The sequence below is a fragment of the Nocardioides korecus genome, assembly GCF_054778395.1.
This window is the reverse complement of the sequence record NZ_BAAGZO010000008.1, coordinates 1-12,851: the sequence shown is the minus strand read 5'-3', so window position 1 is coordinate 12,851 and position 12,851 is coordinate 1. Positions and strand designations below refer to the sequence as shown.

Annotated in this window: 10 protein-coding genes and 1 rRNA gene; 8 read left to right on the top strand and 3 right to left on the bottom strand. The window is 72.3% G+C overall.

Annotation, left to right across the window (positions count from 1 at the left end):
* The first annotated feature begins 15 nt into the window (after window positions 1-15).
* A complete protein-coding gene (gene argG / locus ACYVDA_RS15995; protein WP_460819429.1) occupies window positions 16-1,452 on the top strand; it encodes an argininosuccinate synthase in 1,437 nt (478 codons plus the stop codon).
* Window positions 1,453-1,556: 104 nt separating this feature from the next.
* Here the strand turns inward: argG and glpK are convergent, their stop codons facing one another.
* Both glpK and ACYVDA_RS15985 read right to left on the bottom strand, forming a co-directional pair.
* On the bottom strand, window positions 1,557-3,080 hold the full coding sequence (gene glpK, locus ACYVDA_RS15990; RefSeq protein WP_460819428.1) for a glycerol kinase GlpK: 1,524 nt from the start codon (window positions 3,078-3,080) through the stop codon (window positions 1,557-1,559).
* Between the two features lie 75 nt (window positions 3,081-3,155).
* A complete protein-coding gene (locus ACYVDA_RS15985) occupies window positions 3,156-3,869 on the bottom strand; it encodes an MIP/aquaporin family protein (protein ID WP_460819613.1) in 714 nt (237 codons plus the stop codon).
* A 202-nt stretch (window positions 3,870-4,071) separates the two neighbouring features.
* Here ACYVDA_RS15985 and ACYVDA_RS15980 point away from each other — a divergent pair, with 202 nt between their 5' ends.
* From ACYVDA_RS15980 to ACYVDA_RS15970, 3 genes are read left to right on the top strand one after another with little or no spacing between them, the layout of a single operon-like run.
* On the top strand, window positions 4,072-5,799 hold the full coding sequence (locus tag ACYVDA_RS15980) for a glycerol-3-phosphate dehydrogenase/oxidase (RefSeq protein ID WP_460819427.1): 1,728 nt from the start codon (window positions 4,072-4,074) through the stop codon (window positions 5,797-5,799).
* 26 nt (window positions 5,800-5,825) lie between these two features.
* A complete protein-coding gene (gene argH / locus ACYVDA_RS15975; RefSeq protein WP_460819426.1) occupies window positions 5,826-7,244 on the top strand; it encodes an argininosuccinate lyase in 1,419 nt (472 codons plus the stop codon).
* Complete coding sequence (locus ACYVDA_RS15970) at window positions 7,232-7,885, top strand: DNA-3-methyladenine glycosylase (RefSeq protein WP_460819425.1); 654 nt, start codon at window positions 7,232-7,234, stop codon at window positions 7,883-7,885. Before argH ends, ACYVDA_RS15970 begins: the two co-directional genes overlap by 13 nt.
* 10 nt (window positions 7,886-7,895) lie before the next feature.
* Here ACYVDA_RS15970 and ACYVDA_RS15965 read toward each other — a convergent pair whose 3' ends face one another.
* Window positions 7,896-9,068, bottom strand: a complete 1,173-nt coding sequence (locus tag ACYVDA_RS15965) for a glycerophosphodiester phosphodiesterase family protein (RefSeq protein ID WP_460819424.1) — start codon at window positions 9,066-9,068, stop codon at window positions 7,896-7,898.
* Between the two features lie 102 nt (window positions 9,069-9,170).
* Between ACYVDA_RS15965 and ACYVDA_RS15960 the strand changes: the two genes are divergently transcribed.
* The 4 genes from ACYVDA_RS15960 to ACYVDA_RS15945 all read left to right on the top strand — a co-directional run.
* Entirely contained in the window at window positions 9,171-9,746 is a 576-nt protein-coding gene (locus ACYVDA_RS15960) for a TIGR03086 family metal-binding protein (RefSeq protein ID WP_460819423.1), read from the top strand.
* A gap of 88 nt (window positions 9,747-9,834) precedes the next feature.
* Window positions 9,835-11,097 (top strand): tyrosine--tRNA ligase, encoded by a 1,263-nt coding sequence (gene tyrS / locus ACYVDA_RS15955; RefSeq protein WP_460819422.1) that lies wholly within the window; start codon window positions 9,835-9,837, stop codon window positions 11,095-11,097.
* A 4-nt stretch (window positions 11,098-11,101) separates the two neighbouring features.
* Window positions 11,102-12,229: an alpha-hydroxy acid oxidase gene (locus tag ACYVDA_RS15950; RefSeq protein ID WP_460819421.1), complete on the top strand. Its 1,128-nt coding sequence runs from the start codon at window positions 11,102-11,104 to the stop codon at window positions 12,227-12,229.
* Window positions 12,230-12,771: 542 nt separating this feature from the next.
* A 16S ribosomal RNA gene (locus ACYVDA_RS15945) occupies window positions 12,772-12,851 on the top strand; the annotation flags it as partial.

Below are 12,851 nucleotides of genomic sequence, written 5' to 3'. Positions count from 1 at the left end.
CAGGAATCCCCACCCATGAGCAAGGTCCTCACCTCCCTCCCCACCGGCGAGCGCGTCGGCATCGCCTTCTCCGGCGGCCTCGACACCTCGGTGGCGGTCGCCTGGATGCGCGAGAAGGGAGCGGTGCCGTGCACCTACACCGCCGACATCGGGCAGTACGACGAGCCCGACATCTCCGGCGTACCCGGTCGTGCGATGGAGTACGGCGCCGAGCTCGCGCGCGCCGTCGACTGCCGCCCCCAGCTGGTCGAGGAGGGCCTGGCCGCGATGGCGTGCGGCGCCTTCCACATCCGCTCGGGCGGTCGCACCTACTTCAACACCACCCCGCTGGGCCGCGCGGTCACCGGCACCATGCTCGTGCGCGCGATGCGCGAGGACGGCGTCGACATCTGGGGCGACGGCTCGACCTTCAAGGGCAACGACATCGAGCGGTTCTACCGCTACGGCCTGATGGCCAACCCCGAGCTGCGGATCTACAAGCCCTGGCTGGACGCCGACTTCGTCCACGAGCTCGGCGGCCGCGCGGAGATGAGCCAGTGGCTGGTGGAGCACGACCTGCCCTACCGCGACAGCAAGGAGAAGGCCTACTCCACCGACGCCAACATCTGGGGCGCCACCCACGAGGCCAAGACCCTGGAGCACCTCGACGTCTCGCTGGAGACCGTGGAGCCGATCATGGGCGTGAAGTTCTGGGACCCGGCGGTCGAGATCGCCACCGAGGACGTCACGGTCCGCTTCGAGCAGGGCCGCCCCGTCGCGGTGAACGGCGAGCGCTTCGACGGCGACGCCGTGGCGCTGGTGCGGGAGGCCAACGCCGTCGGTGGTCGCCACGGCCTGGGCATGAGCGACCAGATCGAGAACCGGATCATCGAGGCCAAGTCGCGCGGCATCTACGAGGCTCCCGGCATGGCGCTGCTGTGGATCGCCTACGAGCGCCTGCTCAACGCGATCCACAACGAGGACACCATCGCGCAGTTCCACAACGAGGGCCGCAAGCTCGGCCGCCTGCTCTACGAGGGCCGCTGGCTCGACCCGCAGGCGCTGATGATCCGCGAGTCCATCCAGCGCTGGATCGCCTCGCTGGTCACCGGCGAGGTCACCCTGCGCCTGCGCCGCGGCGAGGACTACACGGTGCTCGCGACCTCGGGGGAGAACTTCTCCTACCACCCCGACAAGCTGTCGATGGAGCGCACCGAGAACGCCGCCTTCGGCCCCGTGGACCGCATCGGCCAGCTGACCATGCGCAACCTCGACATCGCCGACTCCCGCGACAAGCTCGAGCAGTACGCCGCCCAGCCGCTCGACCAGGGTCAGGTCCTGGTCGAGAACGGCACGCTGTACGGCGTGATCGAGCCCGGCGGCTACGACCGGATCACCCGCAACCCCGCCGCCGAGGCCGACGACAGCGACCGCGCCCTCGACGACGTCGCTATGGAGACCGGCACCGACTGACCCCCGGGGCGGGCCCCGGCCCCGGCTCGCCGCGCCCACCGCCCGGCACGCACCGACGGCCGCGACCCCCCGAGGGGATCGCGGCCGTCGGTGTCGGGCGGGGGTCAGTCGACGTCGTCGTCGACCCAGTCCAGGGTCTTGGTGACCGCCTTCTTCCAGTTGCGGTAGAGGCGCTCGCGCTCGTCCTCGTCCATCTGGGGGCTCCAGCGCTTGTCCTCGCCCCAGTTCTCGGTGATGTCGTCGGTGTTGGCCCAGTAGCCCACGGCCAGCCCGGCGGCGTACGCCGCTCCCAGCGCGGTGGTCTCCGCGACCTTGGGCCGGACCACGTCGACGCCGAGGATGTCGGCCTGGAACTGCATCAGGGTCTCGTTGACGACCATCCCGCCGTCGACGCGCAGCTCGGTGAGCGGGACGCCGGAGTCGGCGTTCATCGCGTCGAGGACCTCGCGGGTCTGGAAGGCGGTGGCCTCCAGCACCGCGCGGGCGATGTGGTTCTTGTTGACGAAGCGGGTCAGCCCGACCAGGGCGCCGCGGGCGTCGGAGCGCCAGTGCGGGGCGAAGAGCCCCGAGAACGCCGGCACGAAGTAGGCGCCGCCGTTGTCGTCGACCTTCTTGGCCGACTCCTCGATCTCGGCCGCCGTGCCGATCATGCCGAGGTTGTCGCGCACCCACTGCACGAGCGACCCGGTGACCGCGATCGAGCCCTCGAGCGCGTAGACGGTCGGCTCGTCACCGATCTTGTAGCAGGTCGTGGTCAGCAGGCCGTTCTCGCTGGGGACCTGCTCGGTGCCGGTGTTGAGCAGCATGAAGTTGCCGGTGCCGTAGGTGTTCTTGGCGGTGCCCTTCTCCAGGCACGCCTGGCCGAAGGTCGCGGCCTGCTGGTCGCCCAGGATGCCGGCGATCGGGGTGCCGTTGAGCACGCCCGGCTTGCACTCGCCGTAGACCTCCGAGCAGGAGCGGATCTCGGGCAGCATCGAGACCGGGATCCCCATGTCGGAGGCGATGGACTCGTCCCAGGTGAGGTCGGCCAGGTTCATCAGCATGGTGCGGCTCGCGTTGGTCACGTCGGTGACGTGCACGCCGTCGTTCTCCGCCCCGCCGGTGAGGTTCCACAGCAGCCAGGTGTCGGTGTTGCCGAAGAGCAGCTCGCCGTTCTCGGCCTTCTCCCGGGCCCCGTCGACGTTGTCGAGGATCCACTTGACCTTCGGCCCCGAGAAGTACGTCGCCAGGGGCAGCCCGCAGACCGCCTTGTAGCGGTCGGCGCCCTCGTCGCCGGCCAGCTCGTCGACGATCTTCTGGGTGCGGGTGTCCTGCCACACGATCGCGTTGTAGACCGGCTTTCCGGTCGCCTTCTCCCACACCACCGCGGTCTCGCGCTGGTTGGTGATGCCGACGGCCTCGATGTTCTTGCTGTTCAGGTTGGCCTTGCCCAGGGCGCCGCCGATGACCTCGCGGGTGTTGTTCCAGATCTCGATGGGGTCGTGCTCGACCCAGCCCGCGCGCGGGAAGATCTGCTCGTGCTCGATCTGGTCGACCGAGACCACCGAGCCCGCGTGGTCGAAGACCATCGCGCGGGTGCTGGTGGTGCCCTGGTCGATGGAGAGGATGTACGTCGAACGGTCGGCCATCGGGATGTGCCTTTCGTGGGTGGGACGGACGGAGTTCGGGGCGGGCCGGTCGGCCCGTCGGGAGAGCGGGGCGGCTCAGACGAAGCCGACGGCGTGGCCCAGCAGCCCACCGATCGCGCCGCCGATCAGCGGCGCGACGACGGGGACCCAGGCGTAGTGCCAGCCGTTGGTGCCCTTGCGCGGGATCGGCAGCAGCGCGTGCACGATGCGCGGGCCGAGGTCACGGGCCGGGTTGATGGCGTAGCCGGTGGGGCCGCCGAGGCTGGCGCCGATGCCGACCACGAGCAGGGCCACGGCCAGCGGACCGACCTGGGTCGGGGTCTTGCCGAACGCCAGGATGCCGAAGACCAGCACGAAGGTGCCGATGACCTCGGTCAGCACGTTCCAGATCGGTGCGTGGATGGTCGGCATCGTGCAGAAGACGCCGAGCTTGCTGCCCTCGTCGGCCTCGGGGTCGTCGAAGTGCTTCTTGTAGGCGACCCAGCACAGGAACGCACCGAGCATCGCGCCGAGCAGCTGGGCGACGATGTAGGTCACGAACTGGGCGAAGGAGAGGTGGATCGACCCGGAGACCTCGAGCCCGACCGTGACCGCCGGGTTCAGGTGCGCCTTGGACTTGTAGGCGACGTAGACGCCGGCGTAGACGCCCAGGCCCCAGCCGAAGTTGATCAGCAGGGTCCCGCCGCCGAAGCCGCCGGTCTTGGGCAGCACGACGTTGGCGACCACGCCCGTGCCCAGCAGGATGAGGATCATCGTCCCGAGGAGCTCGGGGATGAAGATGTCGGTCAGCACGTGCGTCCTTTCCGAGAGGGAGCTGCATGGCCGCGACGTGACCTGGGTCACCTCGGGGGCCTTGGGCATGCTCGCACACCCCGGTGGTCGGCGCATCCCCGCCGAAGCGGGCCCGTGCGCCCCCTGGCCCGCGTGCCTAGGGTGGGAGCCGAGGTCCGTGTTCGCGGGCCGCACCGGACGACCACGGGGGATGACCGCCATGCTCGCACCAGCCCGACTCGGACCTCAGGAGCGCGCCGCCGCGTGGGAGGAGCTGCGCGAGGACGGGCACGCCGGCTTCGACGTGGTCGTCGTGGGCGGTGGGGTCACCGGCACCGGGGTGGCGCTGGACGCCGCCACCCGTGGGCTGAGCGTGCTGCTCGTGGAGCAGCGCGACTTCGCCTCCGGCACCTCTTCGCGCAGCTCGAAGCTCTTCCACGGCGGCCTGCGCTACCTGGAGCAGATGAACTTCTCCCTGGTGCGCGAGGCGCTGCGCGAGCGCGAGCTGATGCTCACCCGGCTGGCCCCCCACCTGGTCAAGCCGGTCTCGTTCCTCTACCCGCTCAAGCACCGGTTCTGGGAGCGCCCGTACGTGACCGCCGGCCTGACGTTGTACGACTCCATGGGTGGTGCCCGGTCCGTGCCACGCCACAAGCAGCTGACCCGTCGCCAGGCGCTGCGGATGGTGCCCGGCATGCGCAAGGACGCCCTGGCCGGGGCCCTGCTCTACTACGACGCCCAGGCCGACGACGCCCGCCACACCATGATGGTCGGGCGCACCGCCGCCTCCTACGGCGCGACGCTGCTGACCTCCGCGGAGGTCACCTCGATGATGCACGCCGGCGAGCGGGTGGTGGGGGTCGAGGTCACCGACGTCGAGACCGGCGAGAAGGTCAGCGTCTCCTCCAAGGTCGTCATCAACTGCACCGGCGTGTGGACCGACGACCTCCAGAAGCTCGCCGGTGGCCGCGGGCAGTTCAACGTCCGCGCCTCCAAGGGCGTGCACGTCGTCGTCCCGCGCGACCGGATCAACTCCACCACCGGCATGATCCTGCGCACCGAGAAGTCCGTGCTGTTCGTGATCCCGTGGGGCACGCACTGGATCGTCGGCACGACCGACACCGACTGGGAGCTCGACCGCGCCCACCCCGCGGCGAGCCGCTCCGACATCGACTACATCCTCGAGCACGTCAACGCGGTGCTCAGCACGCCGCTGACCCACGACGACATCGAGGGCGTGTACGCCGGCCTGCGTCCCCTGCTCGCCGGGGAGAGCGAGGCCACCTCCAACCTCTCGCGCGAGCACGCCGTCGGGCGCCCGCAGCCGGGGCTGGTCTCGATCGCCGGCGGGAAGTACACCACCTACCGGGTGATGGCCGCGGACGCCGTCGACGCCGCCCTGGCCGACCTCCCCGCCGGGGTGCCCCCGAGCGTCACCGACCAGATCCCGCTGGTCGGGGCCGAGGGCTACCAGGCGATGACCAACCGGGTCGAGCACGTCGCCCGCGAGCGGGGCCTGCCCACCTGGCGGGTGCAGCACCTGCTCGACCGCTACGGCTCGCTGGTCCAGGAGGTCCTGGCCGTGGCCGACGAGGACCCCTCGCTGCTGCAGCCGCTCGACGGCGCCGCGGAGTACCTCCGCCTCGAGATCGTGTACGCCGCCTCCCACGAGGGCGCCCTGCACCTCGACGACATGCTGGCCCGTCGCACCCGGATCTCGATCGAGACCCACGACCGTGGCGTCGGCTGCGCCCAGGCCGCCGCCGAGCTGGTGGCCCCGATCCTGGACTGGGACGAGCGTCGGGTCTCCGACGAGGTCGCGGCCTACCGCGCCCGCGTCGAGGCCGAGCGGCAGTCCCAGGACGAGGTGGGCGACCTCGAGGCCAACGCCGACCGGCTCGCGGCCCCCGACATCCGCCGTCGCTCCGTGGGCCGCGCGCTGACCTGAGCCGGGTCTGGGGGAGACTGGCCGGCGTGAGCGGAACCACCAACACCGGCAAGCTCTGGGGCGGCCGGTTCGCCGGCGGCCCCAGCCCCGAGCTCGAGGCACTCTCGCGCAGCACGCACTTCGACTGGCGGCTGGCGCCCTACGACCTGGACGGGTCGCGGGCCCACGCCCGGGCCCTGCACGTCGCGGGGCTGCTCGACGAGGGCGAGCTGCGCGACCTGCTGGCCGGGATCGACGAGCTCGACCGCCGGGTCGCCGCGGGCGAGCTGCTGCCCCAGCCTCACGACGAGGACGTCCACGGCGCGCTCGAGGCCGCCCTGGTCGACGTCGTCGGCGCCGAGCTCGGCGGGCGCCTGCGGGCCGGCCGCAGCCGCAACGACCAGATCGCCACCTTGTTCAAGGTGTTCCTGCGCGACCACGCCCGCGTCGTCGCCGGGCTGGTGCTCGACCTCGCCGAGGCGATCGCCGGGCAGGCCGAGCAGCACCTGGGCGCGACCATGCCCGGGCGCACCCACCTCCAGCACGCCCAGCCGGTGCTGCTGTCCCACCACCTGCTGGCCCACGCCTGGCCGCTGCTCCGCGACGTCTCGCGGCTGCGCGACTGGGACGCGCGCGTCGCCGCCGACTCGCCGTACGGCTCGGGGGCGCTGGCCGGCTCCAGCCTCGGCCTCGACCCCGAGGCGGTCGCCCGCGACCTGGGGTTCACCGGCTCGACCGCCAACTCCATCGACGGCACTGCGAGCCGCGACTTCGTCGCCGAGTTCGCCTTCGTCACCGCGATGATCGGCGTCGACGTCAGCCGCCAGGCCGAGGAGATCATCCTCTGGGCGACCCGCGAGTTCGCCTTCGTCACGCTCGACGACGCGTTCTCGACCGGGTCGAGCATCATGCCGCAGAAGAAGAACCCCGACATCGCCGAGCTCGCCCGGGGCAAGGCCGGACGGGTGATCGGCAACCTGACCGGTCTGATGGCCACGCTCAAGGCGCTCCCGCTGGCCTACAACCGCGACCTCCAGGAGGACAAGGAGCCCGTCCTGGACTCCGTGGACACCCTCGAGGTGCTGCTGCCGGCCTTCACCGGGCAGGTCGCGACCTTGCGGTTCGACACCGACCGGATGGCGGCGCTGGCCCCGCAGGGGTTCTCGCTGGCCACCGACGTCGCTGAGTGGCTGGTCCGCGAGGGCGTCCCGTTCCGCGTCGCCCACGAGCTCGCGGGGTCCTGCGTGCGCCGCTGCGAGGAGCTGGGCCTCGAGCTCGACGAGCTGCCCGACGACGAGCTCGCCGGCATCGACGCCCGTCTGACGCCCGCCGTGCGCGACGTCCTGACGGTCGAGGGGTCGGTGGCCTCGCGCCGCGGCCGCGGGGGCACCGCGCCGGAGCGGGTCGCCGAGCAGCTCGCCGAGCTGCGAGCGGTCCTGGCCGAGCACCGGTCGTGGCTGGCCTGAGCCCCGGCCCCCTGACGCGGGTCCTCTCCGAGGACGTCCTCCGCGTCGCGCCCCGGCTGCTGGGGTGCCGGCTGACCCACGACGGGGTGACCGTGCGGATCACCGAGGTCGAGGCGTACGCCGGCCCCCGCGACCCGGCCAGCCACGCCTTCCGCGGCCCGACCGCCCGCACCGAGGTCATGTTCGGCCCCCCGGGGCGTCTCTACGTCTACCGGTCCTACGGCCTGCACTGGTGCGCCAACGTCGTGACCGGGACCGACGGGACCGCCTCGGCCGTCCTGCTGCGGGCGGGCGAGGTCGTGGACGGCGCCGACGCGGCCCGGGGGCGTCGCGGTCCACGGACGGCCGACCGCTCCCTGGCCCGCGGCCCCGGCTGCCTGGCCCAGGCGCTGGGCCTGACCGGCGAGCAGGACGGCACCGACCTGGTGCGCGGCCCGGAGGTGAGGCTCGAGCTGGGTGACCCCGTGCCGCCCGACCGGGTGCGCCGAGGGCCCCGGGTGGGGGTGCGGCTGGCCCACGCCCGGCCCTGGCGGTTCTGGCTCGCCGAGGACCCGACGGTGAGCACCTACCGGCGCAGCCCGCGCGCCGACCCCGACGACCCCGACGCCCTCCACGACCCGACGGCCCCTCCGGATCGGTGAGGCGGCGGCCTCACGGGTGGTAGAGCGCCCGGGCGTCGCGGGGGATGTCGGTGAACACCGCGTCGGCCCCGGCGCGCCAGACGTCGGTGAGCTCGGCCGTGGTGTCGGCGGTCCAGCTCCACACCTGCAGACCGGCGGCGTGGAAGGCGGTCACCGCGGCCTCGGTCGTGCGGCCCAGGGTCAGCCCCACCACGTCCGCGCCCGCGTCGCGGGCCGCCTGCGGGCTCGGGTCGGCCGTCGAGGAGGCCAGCAGGACCAGGTGGAGGGCAGGGCGCTGGGCGTGCACGGTCGCGAGCACGGTGGGGTAGAACGACTGCAGCCAGGTGGACGACCCCAGGCCGTGCGCCTCGAGGGTCTGCAGGGTCGTGGCGATCTCGGTGTCGGTCACCGTCGGCGTCTTGAGCTCTGGGGAGACCGCGAGGTGCACGCTCTCGGCGTACGCCGCGGCCTCCTCCAGCGTGGGCACGACCTGGTCCCGGCCCGGGTCGTCGGCCCGCACCCGGCACTGCTCGCGCAGCTGCTGCGCGGTCAGCGCCGCGAGCGGGCCCGTGCAGGTCGTCGTGCGGTCCAGGGTGGCGTCGTGCATCAGGACGGGCACGTCGTCGGCGGTGAACCGGACGTCGAACTCCAGCACGTCGGCGTACCCGGTCGCCCACTGCATCGCGGCCACGGTGTTCTCGCCGACGCCGGAGGTCGCCGCGCCCCGGTGCCCGACGATCGTCGGGGGCGGCCCGGTGGGAGCGGCGGTGGGAGTGGGGGACGGCGTCGGGGTCGGACTCGGATTCGGGGTAGGTGTCGGAGTCGGAGTGGGAGTCGGCCTGGGGGTGGGTGCGGGCGCGGGCGTGGCGCGCCGGGCGGCGTCGCGCGCGACCCGGTCCCACGTCCGCTGGTCGACCCGCCCGGTCACCCGCAGGTGCCGGGTGCGCTGGAAGGTCCGGACCGAGGCCGCGGTGCTGCTGGTGAAGCGGCGGTCGACGTGCCGGTGCGCCAGCAGGTGCAGCACCTCCAGCCGGCGCTCGAGCGTGTGGACCTGCGTCCCGCGGCTGCCGACGTGCAGGTCCAGGCGGGCCGCCTGGGCGGGGAGGGTGGTGAGGCCGAGCAGCGCGGCGACGCCGACGAGCACGGTGAGGGCGGCCCGCGGGGGGCGGCGGCCCTTTCCGGGGTCTGTCCCGAGCTCGGTCACGGTGCCTCCCTGGTGGCCCGGTCACTGTAGGGGCGGAGCGCGGGGTGGCGCCGGTGAACGGGTGACGTGTCTCACCCGCCGCCGTGGGGTACGACTGGACCCATGAGCACTCGTGAGCACGTCTTCGGCGTCGTCGCAGCCCTCCAGCCCGTCATCCAGGGGGTGTCGGCCACCGACCTGGACCGACCGTCGCCGTGCGAGGGGTGGACCGTGCGACACGTCGCCCACCACCTGCTGGGCACCGCCGAGGCGATGCGTCGGGTGGGTGCCGGAGAGGCGCTGGACCCGCAGGACCCCTGGGGGACCGCCGGCGAGCACCTGGACGAGACCTGGCGCGACGACCTCGGGGACCTGCTCACGGCCTGGGCGCAGGCGTGGTCCCAGCCCGAGGCATGGGAGGGCGACGCGATGGACGGGGCCGTCCCGCGCGAGGAGATCGGGCAGATGGGGTTCGTGGAGGTGGTCCTGCACGGTTGGGACCTGGCCGCGGGCACCGGGCAGGAGCTGGAGCTGAGCGACGAGGCGCTGGCCGAGGCGCTGGTGGTGATGGACGCCATCGGGGAGAAGGGGCGCAGCATGCACGCCTTCGGGCCCGAGGTCAGCGTGGACGACGACGCCTCGGACCTCGCCAAGGTCCTGGGCCGCTCGGGCCGCGACCCGGAGTGGTCCCGGGACTGATCCCGGGCCGGGTCCCGGGCCGCCACGTGGGACCCTGGGACCTGTCCCCGACCGAGCGCTGCCAGCGCCTGCCCAGGAGAGCCCTTTCGTGAGCACCGACCCCACCCTCCTCGACGACCTCGAGTGGCGCGGCCTCGTCGCGCACTCCACGGACCGCGACGCGCTGCGCGAGGCGCTGGCCGCCGGGAGCGTCCGGTTCTACGTGGGGTTCGACCCGACGGCGCCGAGCCTGCACATGGGCAACCTGGTCCAGCTGCTCACCGCCAAGCGGCTGCAGCAGGCGGGCCACACGCCGTACGCCCTGGTGGGCGGGGCGACCGGCATGATCGGCGACCCGCGCGAGTCCGGCGAGCGCACCCTGAACTCCCTGGACACGGTCAAGGAGTGGGTGGAGAAGGTACGCCGCCAGATCGAGCCCTACCTCGACTTCGACGGCCCGACGGCCGCGACCGTGGTGAACAACTACGACTGGACGGCCAGCCTGTCCACGATCGACTTCCTGCGTGACATCGGCAAGCACTTCCCGGTGAACCGGATGCTGGCGCGCGACGTCGTGCGGACCCGGCTCGAGGACGGGATCAGCTACACCGAGTTCAGCTACGTGCTGCTCCAGTCCATGGACTTCTTGAACCTCTTCCGCGACCACGGGGTGACGCTGCAGTTCGGCGGCAGCGACCAGTGGGGCAACCTCACGGGCGGGGTCGAGCTGATCCGGCGTGCGGAGGGCGGGCGAGCCCACGCCTTCGCCACGCCGCTGGTGACCAAGGCCGACGGCACGAAGTACGGCAAGACCGAGGGCGGAGCGCTCTGGCTCGACCCCACGATGATGTCGCCGTACTCCTTCCACCAGTTCTGGCTCAACGTGGAGGACGAGAAGGTGGGCGAGCTGCTGCGGATCTTCACCTTCCTCTCCCGTGCGGAGATCGAGGACCTCGAGGCGCAGACGGCCGAGAAGCCGTTCCTCCGGGCGGCACAGAAGGCGCTCGCCGACGCCGTCACCACCGAGGTCCACGGCGCGGCGGAGACCGAGGGCGCGAAGGCCGCGGCCGCTGCCCTCTTCGGAGGGGGCGACCTGCGCGAGCTGCGTCCCGACACGCTGGCCGCGGCACTGAGCGGTGCCGGCGCCACCCGCGCCGCCCCGGGGACCTCCACGCTCGACCTCCTGGTCGCGACCGGCCTGGTGGCCAGCAAGGGCGAGGCCAGGCGGGCCATCGGCGAGGGCGGCGCCTACGTCAACAACGAGCGCGTCTCCGACGTCGACCACGTGCCCGGGCCCGAGGACCTGCTCGCCGGCTCGTGGCTGGTGCTGCGTCGGGGCAAGAAGAAGCTCGCCGGCGTCGAGATCGGCTGAGACCGTGACCGCGGAGCGCGCCGGGAGCACCGGGGTGGGCGTCCGCGGAGGGACCGTGCGCTGGAGCGAGCAGGTGCGCGAGCGGTCCCGGTCCCAGGTGCCGGCCTCGGTGCACCGGTACGTCGAGGAGGGGGCGGGGGAGGAGACCACCCTCTCCGAGGCCTCGGCCGCGTGGCGGCGCCACCGCCTCCTGCCCCACGTGCTGCGCGACGTCACGGTCGTCGACACCACCACCGCGATGCTGGGTCGCGAGCACGCCCACCCGCTCGGCATCGCCCCGATGACACTCCAACGCGCCGCCCATCCCGACGGCGAGGTGGCGATGGCCCGGGCGGCCCGTGAGGCGCAGGTTCCCCTGGTGCTCTCGAGCAACGCCGGGGCGACCTTCGCCGAGGTCGGGGCGACGGGGGTGTCCTGGTGGCTCCAGCTCTACCTCGGGCAGGACCGGGCGCAGGCGCGCGAGCTGGTGGCCCGCGCCGTGGGGGAGGGGGCGGCGGCCGTCGTGCTGACCGTGGACACCCCCGTGGTGGCCACGCGGCACCGCCACGACCACGTCGGCGACGTGTGGGACGAGGTCGACCCCGCGTGGGTGGGCAGCAACGTCTCCTTCTCTGGGGTCGGACCGAGCGGGCGCCCCAAGGCGATGGACCTCGGTCCCCGCGACATCGCGTGGCTGGCGCGCGACGCCGGCGTCCCGGTGGCGGTGAAGGGGGTGCTGCGGGGCGACGACGCCCGGGTGGCGGTCGACGCCGGTGCCTCGGCCGTGTGGGTGTCCAACCACGGGGGTCGCCAGCTCGACCGGACGGTGGCGACGGCCGACGCCCTGCCGTGGGTGAGCCAGGCGGTCGGCGAGGACGCCGAGGTCTTCGTCGACGGCGGCGTGCGCTCGGGGCTCGACGTCCTGGTCGCGCTCGCGCTGGGCGCGGACGCGGTCTTCTGGGGGCGTCCCGCCTTCCACGCCCTGGCGGCCGGGGGTCCCGAGGAGGTGCGCCGTGGTCTCGGCCTGCTCGCCGAGGAGCTCGTCGAGGCGCTGAGGCTGGCCGGGTGCGCCCGTCCCGAAGCGGCCCGCGGGCTCGTCCAGGCGTCCTCGCACGCCCCCGCAGGCGCCCTCGAGGGGCCATCTGCGCCGTGACCTGCGTGAACCACGGAGGTGACCGGGGCCACTCCGCGCCGATTTGACCGGCCCCCCGCCGCCGCATAATGTTCTTCTTGTTGGGCCGGAAGGAAGCGGGACGCGAAGCCGAGAGGCTGGCGGCCGGATCCGGACCAACCGTCTCCTGAGAGCCACCTCGGCCCAGAACCCCGGAAGCTACCAGTCCGGTGGTCTCGACACGAGCGTGGAAGGCAGGAAGCAGGCGGAACAGCCCGGTTTGACTCCGATGGAGTCGAGGGGTAAGTTTCACTGCCGCCCCTGGGGAAGGCCGCGAGGCTGGACGGGGAGCGTTTGATCCTTGAGAACTCAACAGTGTGTCAAAAGTCGACGAATTAATTTACCTGTCGCGGATTGGTCTGGTGCCTTTTGGTGCTGGGTTGGTTTGTGATGGTTCCTTTGGTAAGAACAATGATTCTGACAATGTTTATTGTCAGTGATCGTTCCTCTTGCTGGGGTTTGAACACAGGTTGAAGGTTTGGTCGCTGTCGCTTCCTTTGTGGGGTGGTGGTGGCTGTTTGTTTTCAACGGAGAGTTTGATCCTGGCTCAGGACGAACGCTGGCGGCGTGCTTAACACATGCAAGTCGAGCGGTAAGGCCTTTC

What these genes read in the sequence shown, in the direction of transcription:
- argG (WP_460819429.1), top strand. Translation starts at nt 16, where the DNA reads ATGAGCAAGGTCCTCACCTCCCTCCCCACCGGCGAGCGCGTCGGCATC.
- glpK (WP_460819428.1), bottom strand. Translation starts at nt 3,080, where the DNA reads ATGGCCGACCGTTCGACGTACATCCTCTCCATCGACCAGGGCACCACC.
- ACYVDA_RS15980 (WP_460819427.1), top strand. Translation starts at nt 4,072, where the DNA reads ATGCTCGCACCAGCCCGACTCGGACCTCAGGAGCGCGCCGCCGCGTGG.
- ACYVDA_RS15960 (WP_460819423.1), top strand. Translation starts at nt 9,171, where the DNA reads ATGAGCACTCGTGAGCACGTCTTCGGCGTCGTCGCAGCCCTCCAGCCC.